Raw genomic sequence first — 16553 nt, 5'->3', positions numbered from 1 at the left:
AGTTTCAATGAAAGCAATTCAATAGGTGACTCCTTGCCAAGCAAAGAGTTTGAAACCCTACCGAATATTTATTTGGTAGGGCCCATGGGAGCTGGTAAAACAACCGTTGGTCGACATCTTGCAGATTTACTTCATCGAGAGTTTCTTGATAGTGATCATGAGATAGAAAGAAAAACTGGGGCGACCATCCCATGGATTTTTGAGAAAGAGGGTGAACAGGGATTCAGACATCGTGAATCACTGGTAATTGATGATTTAACATCAAAACAAAATTTAGTTGTTGCGACGGGTGGCGGTGCAGTTACTCAGTCGATTAATCGATCTTATCTAAAAGATCGAGGTATTGTGATTTATCTTTATACTCCCGTAGAAATACAACTTCAAAGAACCTACCGTGATAAAAATCGACCTTTATTACAAGTCGAAAATCCTGAACAGAAATTACGTGAATTATTGAATATTCGTGATCCGCTGTATCGTGAAGTTGCACATCATATTATTGAAACGAATCAAGGTGCTGCGCGTGATTTGGCACAACGTATTCTTAATGTGATTGTCGCAAAAGAATTGAATTAAATTTGTTTTATTGGCTTATAACATCATGCAAACCTTATTCGTTGAACTCGGTGAACGCCGTTATCCTATTTTCATTGGTAGTGATTTAGATCCGCAACAATTACTTGAACCCTATATTCATGGGCAACAGGTCATGATTGTCACCAATGAAACGGTTAAACCGTTGTATTTAAATCACTATGTATCAGCTGTGGAAGGTTTAGGTAAAAAAGTTGAGACATGTGTTCTACCTGATGGTGAATGTTATAAAAATATTGAACATTTGAATTTAATTTTTGATGCCTTGCTTGAGGCAGGATTTAACCGCGATTGTACAGTGCTTGCCTTGGGTGGAGGGGTGATTGGTGACATGGCTGGATTTGCATCATCTTGTTTCCAACGCGGAGTGTATTTTATTCAAGTCCCGACTACGCTGCTATCGCAAGTCGATTCGAGCGTTGGCGGTAAAACTGGAATCAACCACTCATTAGGCAAAAACATGATTGGCGCATTCCAGCAGCCACAGGTCGTACTTGCGGATATGGCGCAACTTAAAACATTGCCTGAGCGTGAGTTATCAGCAGGTTTGGCTGAAGTCATTAAGTATGCCCTATTAGGAGATGTTGATTTTCTTGCATGGCTTGAGGAAAACATGGATGGTCTGGTTGCACAACATCCAGAATTACTTGCTGAAGCAGTGTACCGCTCTTGTGCACACAAAGCGCGAATTGTGGCCAATGACGAGAAAGAACAGGGTGAGCGTGCATTACTGAATTTAGGTCATACCTTTGGACATGCGATTGAATCTTATCTGGGATATGGTGAGTGGTTACATGGTGAGGCTGTGGCGACGGGAATGGTGATGGCGGCAGATTTATCTTATTTAATGGGGTGGATCACAGAAGCTGACCTTGAACGTACAAAAATTATCATTCAACGTGCGAAATTACCGATAAAATGTCCTCAAATTCCACTTGATGAATTTTTGGCATATATGTCTCATGACAAAAAAGTCCTGAATGGTCAATTACGTTTAGTGCTCTTGAAGTCGCTAGGGCAAGCAGTAATTACCAAAGAGTTTGATGTGGAATTAATGAAACAAGCGATTTTACGTAATCAAGCATAATCTTAGGTTTTCTCATGACGGTACGCCACTCATCCCCACGCACAGCGCAACAATATATTTGGTTGATCGGTGGCATACTGTTTTTAGTCGCATCTTTTGTATTCTGGATTTTGACTGATAGCAAAGAGTTGGTTACTCAGTCTAAGCAAATTGAAGAAACTCAAGTCCAGATTCAACCTGAAAAGGTGGCAGCAACAAATTATTTGGGCGGGCTGACTGATCAAGTGCGACCTTTGGAATTAACTGCGCGTAAAGTGGCTTCAGGAAACCATTTGCCTGAATTTAGAGGCACAAAGTTTATTCAAGACAATAAAAATAATTATTATATCGAACTATTTCGCGTTACTAATGAAGATGTAATTAAAAGTTTTCTTAATAAGCAAACTGATCGTAAACCATACATTTATTTTCGTTTGAGTGGTGAAGATCAAGTTGAACAGTACATTTTGGGTTATGGGCTGTTTATGGGGGAAGGTGCTGCCAAGACAACTTTAAATGGATTGGATTTAAAGTTACCACCTTCTGTATCGCCTAAAGTTGCTGGCTTTAATCAGTTTGTGGGTCAAGTTAATGACATGGGTTCTGAAGAACTAACAACTGCAAAATTATACGAAATTAAATTACGACCTGCAGCTGTACCATTGATTGATGAGTCCTTGCTGGTTCGTCCTAAGCCAACCCCTATGGTTGATCCTGCTAAGGCAACAACCAATGTGACTATTACAAGAAAAGATCAGTCAGGAAATGTGGTTGATGTGAGACGTTCGCAATCGAATGTTGACCCTATTTCGAGCGATAACTCAAAGAATAATACGGATAAGCGGAATCAAGAGGCTCAAATTAGTGATCCATTTAATTAAAATGGTATAAAATGGCGCAAAATTAAACGAAAGCATAATAAATTTGCACATCATTGGTGCGATAAAGTGGTTCTAATTTGGTGCCTTTTCGGTTAATAATGACAAAATAATTGAAATAAAACGCTTGCACGGAATAAATAAATATTGGCATAGATTTTGCTTTTATTGGTGCGCTGATTAAGTAAATTGTCCCTATTTTGGCGCGAAGACCTTAATTTAGTGTGCGATTTAGTCAAATTGATCTGCTTTAAATGGGTGCAAATCGTCTCGTACATTTGTGAAATTAAATCAGAAAAGACGTTCAATAACGAAAGACATACAGAATCATGTCTTTGTTTTATAAAGAAATCGTATTTGAAGAATAGATAAGTTTTGCCCAATGAGGGCCATGTTGAAGAAGGGTACGCTATGCACATGCCATCGCCTAATACTGTAGCTCCCGCTAAAGGTCTATACCAACCGGATGAGTTTAAAGATAACTGTGGTTTCGGATTAATCGCCCATATGCAAGGTGATGCGAGTCATGACTTGGTCAAGACCGCGATTCATAGTTTAAGTTGTATGACGCACCGCGGTGGTATTGCTGCAGATGGTAAGACGGGTGATGGATGTGGTCTACTGTTGGCTATGCCTAAGCAATTGTTCCGTGAAGAAGCAAAACGTTTAAGTGATATTACACTCAGTGAAATTTTTGCAGTAGGTACAGTTTTTCTTAGCCTAGATCCTGCAATTGCTGCACATGCAAAACAAGTGCTGACTAAAGAAATCGAATCAGAAGGTTTGCGTGTAATTGCATGGCGCTTAGTGCCAACCAATAATGAAGCATTAGGCTCAATTGCGATGCAGTCTTTGCCAGCTTTTGAACAAGTAATTGTTAACTGTCCAATGGGTGTTGAAGAAGTTGAGTTTAATCGTAAGTTATTCTTGGCTCGACGTCGTGCTGAACAAAAATTAAGTCAAGATAGTTCATTCTACGTTACAACACTTTGTTCAACTGTGATCTCTTATAAAGGCTTAATGATGCCTGAAGCGATTGCAGATTTTTATACAGATTTAGCTGATCCACGTTTGGAATCACACATTGTAGTGTTCCATCAGCGTTTCTCAACCAATACATTGCCACGTTGGCCATTGGCACAACCTTTCCGTTACTTAGCGCACAATGGTGAAATTAATACCATTACAGCAAACCGTAACTGGGCGATGGCACGTACACCAAAGTTTGAAAACCCGCTCTTGCCTGGTTTAACTGAGCTCAACCCAATCGTAAACCGTACTGGCTCTGACTCTTCAAGTTTAGACAACATGCTCGAGATCTTGGTTGGTGGAGGTATGGATTTATTCCGTGCACTACGTATGCTCGTTCCACCAGCATGGCAAAACGTTGAAACTTTAGATGCTGATTTACGTGCATTCTATGAGTTTAACTCTAAACATATGGAAGCATGGGACGGGCCAGCAGGTCTTGTGATTCAAGATGGTCGTCATGCGATTTGTATGCTTGACCGTAATGGCTTACGTCCTGCACGTTGGGTAATTACTAAGAATGGTTACATCACACTTGCATCAGAAATTGGTGTCTGGGGTTATGAACCAGAAGACGTAGTATCTAAAGGTCGTGTTGGACCAGGTCAGATCTTAGTCATTGACACTTTCACTGGCAAATTGCTGGATACTAAAGACGTCAGTAATCATCTGAAAAAAATGCGTCCTTATCGTCAATGGTTGCGTGAAAATTCAGTGCGTATCCAAGGTAGTCCAGAGTTAGAAGAATATCTATGTGATCAAGGCTTAAAAGGCGATGCTTTAAAAGCGGCACAAAAAATGTTTATGGTGACATTTGAAGAGCGAGATCAGTTATTACGTCCAATCGCTGAAAGTGGTCAAGAAGCGGTAGGTTCGATGGGCGATGATACGCCGATGGCAGTATTGTCTCGTCAAGTACGCCATGTAACAGATTACTTCCGTCAACAATTTGCTCAGGTAACTAACCCACCAATCGATCCATTACGTGAATCGATCGTAATGTCTTTAGAAACATGTTTGGGTCGTGAACAAAATGTATTTGAACAAGGTCCAGAGCATGCGGATCGATTAATTATTTCAAGTCCTGTACTGTCAAACTCTAAAATGCATCAAATTCGCACTTTAGGTCGTAAGGGCTACGAGATTGCAGATATTGATCTAAACTATGCAGAGACTGAAGGTCTAGAAGCCGCGATTACACGTATTTGTGAAGAAGCAGCGCAAGCAATTCGTGATGGCAAAACCCTATTGGTGATTTCTGATAAGAAAATCCGTGAAGGGTTCTTACCAGCTAATGCAGCGATGGTAACGGGTGCTATCCACCATTACCTCATCCATGCAGGTTTACGTACAGATGCAAACATTATTGTTGAAACAGCTTTAGCGCGTGATCCACACCAATTTGCCGTAATGCTTGGCTTTGGCGCAACAGCAATTTACCCATATCTTGCATATGACGTCATTAATGATTTAATTGCGAAAGGTGAGTTGTTAGGTGATCCGATTCATGCACAAGCGAATTTCCGTAAAGGGATTGAAAAAGGATTGCTGAAAGTCCTTTCAAAAATGGGTATTTCGACTGTTGCTTCATATCGTGGTGGGCAGTTATTTGAAGCTGTCGGTTTATCTGAAGAAGTTGTTAATAAATGCTTCACAGGTGTTCCAAGCCGTATTAAAGGTGCGACTTTTGTTGATCTTGAAAATGATTTGAAAAAATTAGCAGAAACCGCTTGGAAATCACGTAAGCCAATTGAACAAGGTGGTTTGCTGAAATTTGTATTTGATAAGGAATATCACGCTTTTAATCCTGATGTAATTAATGCTCTACATAAATCTGTACGTTCTGGGAAATATGAAGATTTCAAAGAATATGCTGAGCTTGTAAATAATCGTCCAGTGGCAACCATTCGTGATTTATTTAAACTCAAAACAGAAAATTCAATTCCACTGGATCAAGTTGAATCTGTAGAAGCGATTCTTCCGCGTTTTGACTCTGCAGGGATGTCTTTAGGGGCATTATCACCAGAAGCACATGAAGCGATTGCCATTGCAATGAATACAATTGGTGGTCGTTCGAACTCAGGTGAGGGGGGGGAAGATCCAGCGCGTTACGGCACAATCCGGAACTCAAAAATCAAACAAATCGCATCAGGTCGTTTTGGTGTAACGCCTGCTTACTTAACTTCTGCAGAAGTACTGCAAATTAAAGTGGCACAAGGTGCAAAACCGGGTGAAGGTGGTCAGTTGCCAGGTGGTAAAGTGAATGGCTTAATTGCACGTTTACGCTACTCTGTACCGGGTGTGACATTAATTTCTCCACCACCGCACCACGATATTTATTCAATCGAAGATTTATCGCAGTTAATTTTTGATTTAAAACAAGTTAACCCTCAAGCGATGGTCTCTGTAAAACTGGTATCCGAGCCAGGTGTGGGTACGATTGCTGCGGGTGTTGCAAAAGCCTATGCTGACTTTATTACCATCTCTGGTTATGACGGTGGTACAGCAGCATCGCCATTGTCTTCGATTCATCATGCGGGTTCGCCATGGGAGCTTGGTCTTTCTGAAGCGCATCAAGCCCTTCGTGTAAATGATTTGCGTGGTAAAGTTCGCGTTCAAACGGATGGTGGTTTAAAAACGGGTCTAGATGTCGTGAAAGCAGCTATTTTAGGTGCGGAAAGCTTCGGTTTTGGTTCTACACCAATGATTGCGTTGGGTTGTAAATACCTCCGTATCTGCCACTTAAATAACTGTGCGACTGGTGTAGCGACTCAGCAAGATCATTTGCGTCAAGAGCACTATATCGGTGAACCACAAATGCTCATTAACTTCTTCACCTTTATTGCTGAAGAAACACGTGAGTGGTTGGCTGCATTAGGTGTATCAAGTTTGAAAGACTTGATTGGTCGTACCGATTTACTAGAAATGCTACCTGGTGAAACAGATAAGCATGCTCACCTAGACTTAAGTGCTTTACTTGAATCACATCCAGCTGCTGAAGGCAAAGCTCAATATTGCGAAGTCGAAGGAAATGCACCATTTGATAAAGGTGTTTTGGCTGAGTCTATGATCGCAGAAATATTGCCTGCGATTGAAGCTGGTACAGGTGGTGAATACAGTTTTAGCATTGGTAACTGTGACCGTTCTATTGGGGCACGTGTTTCAGGTGAGATCGCTCGTCGCTATGGTAACTTAAGTATGGAAGCACACCCTGTTAAAGTGAATTTGACAGGAACTGCTGGACAATCACTTGGTGTATGGAATGCGGGTGGTCTGCATATCAAGCTTGAGGGTGATGCGAATGACTATGTGGGTAAAGGTATGGCGGGTGGTCGTATCTCAATTTTCCCACCGAAGGGTTCTCCATTCCAAACACAAGAAACAGCGATCATTGGTAACACATGTTTATATGGTGCAACAGGCGGTAAATTATTTGCTGCAGGTACAGCTGGTGAACGTTTTGCTGTTCGTAACTCAGGTGCGTTCGCGGTGATTGAGGGTGCTGGAGATCACTGTTGTGAATACATGACAGGTGGTATTGTGACGGTACTGGGTAAAGTTGGTCATAACTTCGGTGCAGGTATGACAGGTGGTTTTGCTTATGTACTTGATTTAGATAATGACTTTGTTGATCATTATAACCACGAGTTGATCGAGCTTAATCGTATTTCGACCGAATCAATGGAAGAACATAAAGAGTTCTTAAGCCGCATTTTAGATGAGCATATTAAGGAAACTGGTAGTGCTTGGGCGTACAAGATCCGTAACGAGTTTGATTTCTACAGCCGTAAATTCTGGTTGGTGAAACCAAAAGCTGCAAACTTGCAGACTTTATTAAAAACAACTCAAGCTGATCCTCAATAATTCCACTACTGCAGATATATAGGCAGATGCAGCTGAACTAACAATAGACTGCATCTACCCACGGAGAGAGACATGGCAGAACGCCTTAATAATGACTTTCAATTCCTGGATGTCGCACGCCAAGATCCAGAGAAAAAAGATCTCAACGTCCGCAAAGCTGAGTTTGTGGAAATTTATAAACCCTTTACAGCTGAAGTTGCGAAAAACCAAACACATCGCTGTTTAGGTTGTGGTAACCCTTACTGTGAATGGAAATGTCCAGTACATAACTATATTCCAAACTGGTTAAAACTGATTGCTGAAGGTCGTATTTTTCAAGCAGCAGAGCTTTGCCACCAAACCAATACTCTACCGGAGGTGTGTGGTCGAGTTTGTCCTCAAGACCGTTTGTGTGAAGGTGCATGTACACTAAATGATGGGTTTGGTGCGGTGACCATTGGAAATGCTGAAAAGTATATTAATGATACGGCATTTGCATTGGGCTGGCGTCCTGACATGTCTCATGTCAAATGGACAGATAAAAAAGTCGCGATTATTGGTGCAGGCCCTGCAGGTCTAGGTTGTGCGGACATTTTGGTGCGCAATGGTGTTAAACCTGTCGTATTTGATAAGCGCCCAGAAATTGGTGGTTTGCTGACCTTTGGTATTCCTGAATTTAAGATGGAAAAGGACGTGATGAAACGTCGTCGTGAAATCTTTACAGGCATGGGGATTGAATTCCGTTTAAATACAGAAATTGGCACAGACATCACTATTGATCAATTGCTTGCTGATTATGACGCTGTCTTCATGGGTATGGGAACATACACATACATGAAAGGTGGTTTCGCAGGTGAAGATTTGGAAGGTGTTTATGATGCGCTTGATTTCTTAATTGCCAATGTGAATCGTTGCCAAGGTTGGGAGAAAGATCCTTCAGAATTTATCAGTGTGGAAGGTAAGAAAGTTATTGTACTCGGTGGCGGTGATACTGCTATGGACTGTAACCGTACTTCAATCCGCCAAGGTGCAACATCTGTCACTTGTGCATACCGCCGCGATGAAGAAAACATGCCAGGTTCACGCCGTGAAGTTAAAAATGCGCGAGAAGAAGGTGTTGAATTTCAGTTCAATCGTCAGCCGATCGAAATCGTGGGTGAGAATGGAAAGGTCACAGGTGTTAAATTTGTGACGACTCAACTCAGTGAGCCTGATAGTCGTGGTCGTCGCAGTCCTGAACCGATCCCAGGTTCAGAGGAAATCTTACCTGCTGATGCAGTGCTGTTGGCCTTTGGTTTCCGTACAAGCCCTGCAGAATGGTTTAATGATGTAAGTATTAATTTAGATGGTTCAGGTCGTGTCGTTGCTCCTGAGCATCAACAATACAAGTTCCAAACTTCTAATCCGAAAATCTTTGCCGGTGGAGATATGGTGCGTGGTTCTGACTTGGTCGTAACTGCGATTTGGGAAGGACGTCAGGCTGCTGAAGGTATTTTAGATTATCTTGATGTTTAAACGAAAACATGCCTTACAAAAAATCCTACTTCGGTAGGATTTTTCATTTATATGCATGACTTGTTTGACAATCTCTTGTTGAATATTCAAAAGTATCCAATTCAAGAACTATCTTACGAATCATGTAATTAAATTAAAAAAGAGAATGGAGTTGTAATTTAATTTGCGACTTTATTGGCAAAAAATATAATTTATTTGTCTGTGTGGTTATTTTTGCAATATTAAATCTGATTTATTCTGACAGTATGAATAAGAAATGCTATATCCATATAGGCTCTAAAATGACAACTACACAAATCGCCAAAGATAAATCTTATTTAAATCGTCCAAAAGCGATTGGGATTACCGTACGACGTTTAAATTATAATCCTAAAGCCATACGACGCCATTTTTTCGCGAATTCTCCTGTCATGTCACACTTGTTGACGGCACTTTCTTCTACCTTTCCAATTGGTGAACAATTCTTTGTTCATAGTGTTCGTAATGTACGAGATAAAGTGAAAGATGAAAAATTACAAGCGCAGATTGCAGCATTTATTGGTCAAGAAGCGATGCATTCAAAAGCACATGCGGAATTTAATGACGCTTGGCGTCGTGATGATTATCAACTTGACAACTTTCAAGCATGGTTAGCGCGACGCGATGAATTTATTCGTACTACCCATCCAAAATTGCAGTTAGCAATTACCTGTGCTTTTGAGCATTTTACAGCGTTATTGGGTGGTTATATTCTTCGTCATCCTGAAGTCCTGTCGACCTTAGATGAAGATGCAACTAAGCTTTGGGTGTGGCATGCTATTGAAGAAATTGAACATCGAGCAGTTGCATTTGATGTCTATCAAGCGGTATACAAAGATACCAAAGTGCGCCGCAATATTATGCGTAGCGTAACCACAGGTTTCGCGAGTCTTACATTTTATTCAGCGACTCGATTATTTTGGCAAGATCGTCGAAAAAGCTTACCGAAGGTCAGTGGAAACTTATATGGTATTTACCTGATTTCTAAAATGATGATCGAGCTAATTCCAGAATATTTATCATATTACAAAGAAGATTTTCATCCTTCTGAAATTGACTATACGGATATCGTGAATCATTGGAAGGCAAAATTAGCTGAAGAATATCAAGTGGAAGGCTTCCAAGAGCATCCCCAACCTGTACTATATAGCTAACAAAAAAAACCTAGCGAAAGCTAGGTTTTTTTATTACTTAGATGAGTCTTGATTAAACTGACGCATTCTTCTTTGGCGCTGCCAAGGGAGAGGGCGGTCTAGTGCTTCGGGGACATCGCCTGATGTAGAGCGTAAACGTAAATGTAATGCAGCTTGTGCAATTAAATTTGCCGATACAGGCGCCGTAATAAAGGCAAGTAATGTAATCAGTAGTTCAGCAAACCCAAAGCGACTATGAAAAGCTGAATAAATCATAGCTGCTATTAAAAAACTACCTAAGCCTAGTGTGCTCGACTTTGTAGGGGCATGCAGACGCATGAATAGGTCAGGCAATTTCACCATTCCAATTCCACCTACAAGTGTAAAAAAGGCACCATTGATCAGGAAGAAGGAAACTAAGATTTCCATAATCAGCTGAATATTCATAGTTTTCTCCTAGTCCACCACATGGCCTGTCGTAAAATAGCGAGCTAATGCTGCTGTCGATACGAAACCGAGCATGGCTACCAATAGTGCACCTTCAAATAAAGAGGTGCTAGCCCAATAAATTCCTAGAACCACAACTAAACACGTAGCATTCAGAAATAAAGTATCTAATGCAAGTAGTCGATCAACCATTGAAGGACCGATTACAAGACGGATTAGACAGAGCAACATTGAAATCGTAATTCCAATTAAGCTAATTCCCAATACATAAGGAAGAATGATCATTGAGAATCTCCTTGCTGTTTTACATGGAAAATTGCGATGAGAGGCGCTTCGTAGCGCTGTTTGATTTCTAAAATATCAGCCTCTGGATTGTCTGTATTAATCGAGTGAACAAGAATATCTCCACGTTCTTGGTCGATTCCAGCACTGACTGTACCAGGAGTAGTCGTAATGATCATTGCCAGTAAACTGTTTACTTGGTCATGATCCGTATCTAGAGGTACCCGATACCACTTAGGGTGTAGACGATCAGTAGGTCCTAGGACTTGTTTAGCAACACGAATATTACTGATGATAATGTCCCATAACACAACAAAAACCAGTTTAACTGCTAAATCCCAATGAATATTGGGTGTACGAACGATAAAAGGTTGTACTAGCTTAGGAATGACTAAACCAATAAGAATAGCAACCAATATATCAAACAACGCTGCGCTGTTAGCCAACATCAGCCAACTGATAGCCACGATAACTGAAACAAAAGGATGTGGCATGATTCGATCAAATAGAGAGCTCTTTTGTATCATTTACTGCTCCATCGGTTGAAGCTTAGATTGGGCTTCTTCAGGTTGTCGCTGGTTCAATTCTTGTTCTTTGATTTGACGGCGCTTGAACTCTGAGATGTGTTCGCCCTCAAGTGATTTTTCACTTATAACATGTGGAATATAATGTGCATTTGGGTCTGCAAACTCTCCGCCGTATTTTGTTTCTGGAAGATAATTGGGATCAAATGGTTGTACACTAATTACTTCACCACGTTCATCCATTTTTAAAACAGCAGTAATATATTGTTCTGAATCATTTAACTGATTTGCAGTTTGTTGAATATACTGTGTGACTGGATGAGCAAATATCACATAAGCGATTAAACTTATAATAAAGACAAAAATTGTGGTGTCATTACGTGGAGGTGCCTTGCTTGGTAACTTTTGATATTCATGATAAGACTCTTGATTAGGGTCATTTTCTGGTACAGTTGAACGCCATAAAATAACGAATCCTAAACGAGTGAAAGCTATGATACTAAGCAAGCTCACAATCAGAATAACAATAATAATGAGCAATTGATAGCTAGATACAGAGGCCGCTTGAAGGATAAATACTTTTCCAAAGAATCCACTGAAGGGTGGAAGCCCTGCCATCATGAGTGCAATAATGAAGAAGCAAATCGAAACTAGCGTCTGCTGTTTCATGATTGGTGCGATTTTTAGATGATCTTTGAATGCACCACGCTGCGAAGTAATCCAACCGCATAGCAAGTAGAATGCAGCGGCAATAATCGTACTATGCACGAGGTAATATAGCGCTGCAGCCCAAGCATCTGCAGTCATCAGAGAAAGGGCGATTGCAATCGTTCCTATAGACGATAGGATCATGAAACCAACAAAACGACGCATTCGCTCTGCACCAATCGCACCAATTACACCATAAATAGTCGTAATTAAACCAATTGGAAGCAGCCAAGTGCTGAGAATTTCTCGCGAAAGCTCATCGGTGAATACGGTTCCATTCACACGTAAAATGGCATAGATACCCACTTTGGTCATGATGGTGAATAATGCGGCTACAGGGGTCGTGGCGACGGCATAAGTTTTAGGTAGCCATAGTCCGACAGGGAGGATTGCAGCCTTGATACCAAAGACTACAAACAGCATTAATCCGCCTGCAACTGCCATATTGTACTGATCACCTTCAAGTGTACGTACAATTCGACCCACATCAGCCATATTCAGGCTACCAGTATTACCATAAATCATCCCTAAGCCAATCAAAAAGAATGCAGACGCTAATAGGTTGATCGTTACATAGTGAATACCAAGTTGGAAACGTGCTTTGCCTTGACCATGTAGAAGCAATACATATGAAGCCATCAATAGCACTTCAAAGAAAACAAACAAGTTAAATAAGTCGCCTGTTAGAAATGCACCACATAATCCCATGAGTAAAAAATGGCTCATTGCATGGAAATAGCGTCCACGTTCATCCCATTCTTTACTTGCAAACCAAATAATTGGTGTCGCAAGAGCATAGGTGAGCACGAGCATAAAGGCTGCCAAACGATCTACTACAAGTACAATGCCAAAAGGAGCTGACCACTCGCTTAAACTATACACATAGATCTGACCAGAGTTCGCCTGAATTAAGTAAATGATTGCAGTCGCTAAACCAAGAAAAACCGATGTTAAACTGATTCCACGACGCCAAGGTTGACGCCAGTCATGCGCTAAAGATCCTGAACCTGGATTACCCAATAGCACTAAAATAAATGCAGTAAATGTCGGAATTAAAATACTTAAAATTGGCGAGTGGGTGAGCCATAAATCATAAAAATTCATCATTAAGGCTCATCCTCTCTTGGGTCTGTATTGATTATTTCTTCTTTAGAGTCAACATGATCAGTACCCGATTCATAACGACTTCTCAATGCTAGTTGCACGATAAAAGCAGTTGTGGCAAAACCGATTACAATTGCCGTTAATACAAGTGCTTGAGGTAATGGATCTGTAACTTGAGTGGCATTGGTTAAAATCGCAGGTGAATTTAATTGAATCCGCCCCATTGCAAAGAGAAATAAATTGACTGCATACCCTATCATGGCCAAGCCTAGTACCACAGGGAAAGTGCGGGCACGTAAAATCAGATAAATACCAGTGGCAACCAATAATCCAATAGCGGAGGCGAGTAAAAATTCTAAACTAATCATTCTTTACTCCTTCGGTACAGGGCCGGTGATGCTTGAGTTGCGTGAGTCGCCTAAAACGGAAATCATGAGCATTGTTGCACCAACGACTGTGACATAGACACCAACATCAAATGCTGCAGCAGATGGCAAATGCATTTTTCCGAGAATGATCGGCTCTACATAAATATGAGCACTGGTCAGGAATGGTCGACCCCAGAACCACGCAGCGACCCCAGTCAGACCAGCAATAGTTAAGCCAGTACCAATCCAAATTTCATAAAGACGCCCAGACTTTGCTCGTAAGAGTTGTTCAGTGTGATCTTGACCTAGTGCAATGTACTGAATCACAAGCGCCATTGATGTAATGAGACCTGCGATAAAGCCACCCCCTGGAAGATTATGTCCGCGTAAGAAAATATATAAGCTGACGACTAAGGCAATCGGAAGGACCCAAGATGCGGTCATTCGGAACATCAACGGTGATGGATTAAAGCGATAGGTTAAGCCTTGTGTAATGGTCGTACCATGAGCACGCATTCCATCCATTAAACACAGTGTCCCAATCGCAGCAATACCCAGTACTGTGATTTCACCAAAGGTATCAAATCCACGGAAATCGACTAAAATTACGTTCACAATATTTGAACCACCACCAAGCGGTAGAGATTGTTGAACAAAGAACCATGAGATTGAATTGTGATCACGCGTTAGAATCATCCAAGTGATCCAACCGATTCCTAGGCCTCCGATGATTGCAATCACCGCATCTCTCCAACGACGAGTGCGTGAAGATTCATAAGGCGTAAGTTGTGGTAAGAGGGACAGACTCATCAGAAGTAAAACAGTTGTGACAACATCGACTGTGATTTGTGTGAGTGCCAGGTCTGGTGCTGACATCGTAACAAAGACCATCGTCACGACAAGACCGATTGCTCCACTGATAAGAACGGCTTTAATGCGTTCATGGTGAAACCAAAGCATCATCCAGCACGCTGAAAACAGTAATAACCAAAGCACGATTGCAACCAATGGTGCATGCGTCAGTTCGCGTGTACCTGCATAAATACCTTGACCAATGAGAGGCATGGAGACTAAAGCAACAGCAAAAATTAATATCCACAATAAATAGTTTTGTAGAGAACCTGTTTCTGTTGCTCTTTTTAATTTTCGCGAATTTAAGAGCAAATGTTTGAGAAAGAGATCAAACAGGACTTTACCTTGAAGTTTGCCAAGTATTGGATCAAGGTCAATGTCACGAATTCTACTGTTCTTCGCAAGACTAAAATAAAAAATAATACCGCCAATCAATGCAATCGCACTCATCAATAAAGGCACATTAAAGCCATGCCAGATTGCTAGATGTACGCCTTCAAAAGCTGGAAGGTTGGTGCTTGCTCGTGCACCAGCATTGACGATATCGCCTACTAAGAGCGCTGGTAATAGACCCACTGCAATACATAATGTAGCTAATAAAATTGCAGGTGCACGCATACCAATTGGTGGTTCATGCGCATCTTTATTTGGAATCGCTTTGCCTAAATCACCATCAAAAAATACGCCATGAACTAAACGAACAGAATACGCGACAGCAAACAGACCTGCGAGTGTTGCAATAATTGCTGCGAAGATACCTACACCACCCGAGAGATTCGCTAATAGTTCAGTAAAGAACATTTCTTTGGATAAGAATCCATTGGTCAGTGGTACACCAGCCATTGAGGCTGCTGTGATCATGGTTAAAGTCGCTGTAAATGGAAGTAACTGCCATACCCCACTGAGTTTTCGTAAATCACGTGTACCTGTTTCATGGTCGATAATACCAGCGATCATGAATAATGCTGCTTTAAAGGTCGCATGGTTAATGATATGAAAAATAGCTGCAGCCACAGCGAGTGGTGAACCAATCCCAAGTAAGCAAACGATCAAGCCTAAATGACTAATGGTGGAGTAGGCAAGCAAACCTTTCAGATCTTCCTTAAAAATGGCAAAGAACGCGGCCATACATAAGGTAAATAAACCAATGAATGTGACGAGGTTATGATACAAAGCAGAACCAACAAAGATCGGCATTAAGCGCGCCAGTAAGAAAATTCCGGCTTTCACCATTGTCGCTGAATGCAAATAAGCTGACACGGGTGTTGGGGCAGCCATTGCATTTGGCAACCAAAAATGGAAAGGAAATTGAGCACTTTTGGTGAATGCACCTAAAAGAATAAGGAGCAAGGCTGGCACAAATAAATGACTCGATTGAATCTGCGTCGTCATATTGAGGATTTGATCAATTTGATATGTGCCAGTGATTTGACCTAAGAGAATAAAACCACCGAGCATAGCTAAACCACCCATACCCGTGATGGTTAAGGCCATTCTTGAGCCACGCTGTGCTGCTTCGTAGTTACTCCAATAACCCACTAAAAGGAATGACGAAATACTGGTCATTTCCCAAAAGACAAGAAGAATAAGTAAATTATTGGAAAGTGAAATGCCGAGCATGGCGGCCATGAACAGCATCAGTAAGAAATATAGCTTACTTAGAGAGTTTTTATGATTTAAATAATAATAAGCATAAATATAAATGAGCGTCCCAATCCCTGTCATAAGGAGGGAGAAGATCAAGCCTAATGCATCAAGTCTAAAGCTTAAGTCGATACCAAACTGTGGTAACCATGACCAATGTTCAGAGATGACTTGACCTTGAAAGACGTCTTTGGCTTGAGTCAGCAACAAGATAAAACTTGTTAAGCTGACTCCAATTGCCCCTAATGCTGTCGCCCCGCGAGAGATTTTTTGCAGCCAGAGGACAAGAAAAGTGCCAAGTATTAATGGTAACAATATAATAATCGGTAGCACACTCGTATCCATAGAGTTGTAGGCCGGAACCTATGATGAGTTTTATCTTTCAAAAGCTTGAGGATGGCAAAGAGTCATCCAACTACTTAAACTTTGAAAGCCGAACGAATTTTAAAAACAAAAACAAGTTGTGTTGCGCAACTTGGAAAGCTAATGCAAAGAAATAGACACTTTTTGATTAAAAAATGAATGAGTAGATTTTATTACATGTATAA

Annotated in this window: 12 protein-coding genes; 6 read left to right on the top strand and 6 right to left on the bottom strand. The window is 41.1% G+C overall.

Translation table 11 applies throughout. The annotated features are described in order from the left end of the window. Nucleotides 1-33: 33 nt before the first annotated feature. The 6 genes from aroK to AC1M9L_RS04540 all read left to right on the top strand — a co-directional run bounded on the left by aroK (nt 34) and on the right by AC1M9L_RS04540 (nt 10097). The gene (gene aroK, locus AC1M9L_RS04565; RefSeq protein ID WP_035263975.1) at nt 34-576 is read left to right on the top strand and encodes a shikimate kinase AroK; all 543 of its coding nucleotides are present in this window, start codon (nt 34-36) and stop codon (nt 574-576) included. A gap of 25 nt (nt 577-601) precedes the next feature. Then, on the top strand, nt 602-1681 hold the full coding sequence (aroB, locus tag AC1M9L_RS04560) for a 3-dehydroquinate synthase (RefSeq protein ID WP_481591469.1): 1080 nt from the start codon (nt 602-604) through the stop codon (nt 1679-1681). 14 nt (nt 1682-1695) lie between these two features. Further along, nucleotides 1696-2541, top strand: a complete 846-nt coding sequence (locus AC1M9L_RS04555) for a hypothetical protein (RefSeq protein ID WP_481591468.1) — start codon at nt 1696-1698, stop codon at nt 2539-2541. A 414-nt stretch (nt 2542-2955) separates the two neighbouring features. After that, nucleotides 2956-7431 (top strand): glutamate synthase large subunit, encoded by a 4476-nt coding sequence (gene gltB / locus AC1M9L_RS04550; protein ID WP_481591467.1) that lies wholly within the window; start codon nt 2956-2958, stop codon nt 7429-7431. 72 nt (nt 7432-7503) lie between these two features. Next, entirely contained in the window at nt 7504-8925 is a 1422-nt protein-coding gene (locus AC1M9L_RS04545; protein WP_035263992.1) for an FAD-dependent oxidoreductase, read from the top strand. 281 nt (nt 8926-9206) lie between these two features. Next, nucleotides 9207-10097 (top strand): metal-dependent hydrolase, encoded by an 891-nt coding sequence (locus tag AC1M9L_RS04540; protein WP_481589148.1) that lies wholly within the window; start codon nt 9207-9209, stop codon nt 10095-10097. A gap of 33 nt (nt 10098-10130) precedes the next feature. On the opposite strand, the gene AC1M9L_RS04535 is transcribed toward AC1M9L_RS04540, so the two are convergent. From AC1M9L_RS04535 to AC1M9L_RS04510, 6 genes are read right to left on the bottom strand one after another with little or no spacing between them, the layout of a single operon-like run. Further along, on the bottom strand, nt 10131-10517 hold the full coding sequence (locus AC1M9L_RS04535) for a Na+/H+ antiporter subunit G (protein WP_481590464.1): 387 nt from the start codon (nt 10515-10517) through the stop codon (nt 10131-10133). A 15-nt stretch (nt 10518-10532) separates the two neighbouring features. Further along, nucleotides 10533-10808, bottom strand: coding sequence for a monovalent cation/H+ antiporter subunit F (locus tag AC1M9L_RS04530; RefSeq protein WP_092767266.1), 276 nt, complete (start codon nt 10806-10808; stop codon nt 10533-10535). Further along, nucleotides 10805-11329 carry a Na+/H+ antiporter subunit E gene (locus AC1M9L_RS04525; RefSeq protein WP_416224323.1) on the bottom strand — a complete coding sequence of 175 codons (525 nt, stop codon included), beginning with the start codon at nt 11327-11329 and terminating at the stop codon, nt 10805-10807. Before AC1M9L_RS04525 ends, AC1M9L_RS04530 begins: the two co-directional genes overlap by 4 nt. A gap of 3 nt (nt 11330-11332) precedes the next feature. Beyond that, on the bottom strand, nt 11333-13144 hold the full coding sequence (locus AC1M9L_RS04520; protein WP_481591466.1) for a monovalent cation/H+ antiporter subunit D: 1812 nt from the start codon (nt 13142-13144) through the stop codon (nt 11333-11335). Continuing rightward, complete coding sequence (locus AC1M9L_RS04515; RefSeq protein WP_092767259.1) at nt 13144-13509, bottom strand: Na+/H+ antiporter subunit C; 366 nt, start codon at nt 13507-13509, stop codon at nt 13144-13146. Before AC1M9L_RS04515 ends, AC1M9L_RS04520 begins: the two co-directional genes overlap by 1 nt. A 3-nt stretch (nt 13510-13512) precedes the next feature. Next, nucleotides 13513-16350 carry a monovalent cation/H+ antiporter subunit A gene (locus tag AC1M9L_RS04510; RefSeq protein ID WP_481591465.1) on the bottom strand — a complete coding sequence of 946 codons (2838 nt, stop codon included), beginning with the start codon at nt 16348-16350 and terminating at the stop codon, nt 13513-13515. Nucleotides 16351-16553 lie beyond the last annotated feature (203 nt).

The sequence above is a fragment of the Acinetobacter sp. ANC_7511 genome (assembly GCF_056779975.1).
Note: the sequence above shows the minus strand (reverse complement) of the source record. Positions and strands in the feature narration are given on the sequence as shown.

Bases quoted from the DNA above. Each gene is read 5' to 3' on its own strand.
- AC1M9L_RS04555 (WP_481591468.1), top strand. From the start codon at position 1,696: ATGACGGTACGCCACTCATCCCCACGCACAGCGCAACAATATATTTGG.
- AC1M9L_RS04545 (WP_035263992.1), top strand. From the start codon at position 7,504: ATGGCAGAACGCCTTAATAATGACTTTCAATTCCTGGATGTCGCACGC.
- AC1M9L_RS04540 (WP_481589148.1), top strand. From the start codon at position 9,207: ATGACAACTACACAAATCGCCAAAGATAAATCTTATTTAAATCGTCCA.
- AC1M9L_RS04530 (WP_092767266.1), bottom strand. From the start codon at position 10,808: ATGATCATTCTTCCTTATGTATTGGGAATTAGCTTAATTGGAATTACG.
- AC1M9L_RS04510 (WP_481591465.1), bottom strand. From the start codon at position 16,350: ATGGATACGAGTGTGCTACCGATTATTATATTGTTACCATTAATACTT.
- AC1M9L_RS04515 (WP_092767259.1), bottom strand. From the start codon at position 13,509: ATGATTAGTTTAGAATTTTTACTCGCCTCCGCTATTGGATTATTGGTT.
- gltB (WP_481591467.1), top strand. From the start codon at position 2,956: ATGCCATCGCCTAATACTGTAGCTCCCGCTAAAGGTCTATACCAACCG.
- aroB (WP_481591469.1), top strand. From the start codon at position 602: ATGCAAACCTTATTCGTTGAACTCGGTGAACGCCGTTATCCTATTTTC.
- AC1M9L_RS04520 (WP_481591466.1), bottom strand. From the start codon at position 13,144: ATGATGAATTTTTATGATTTATGGCTCACCCACTCGCCAATTTTAAGT.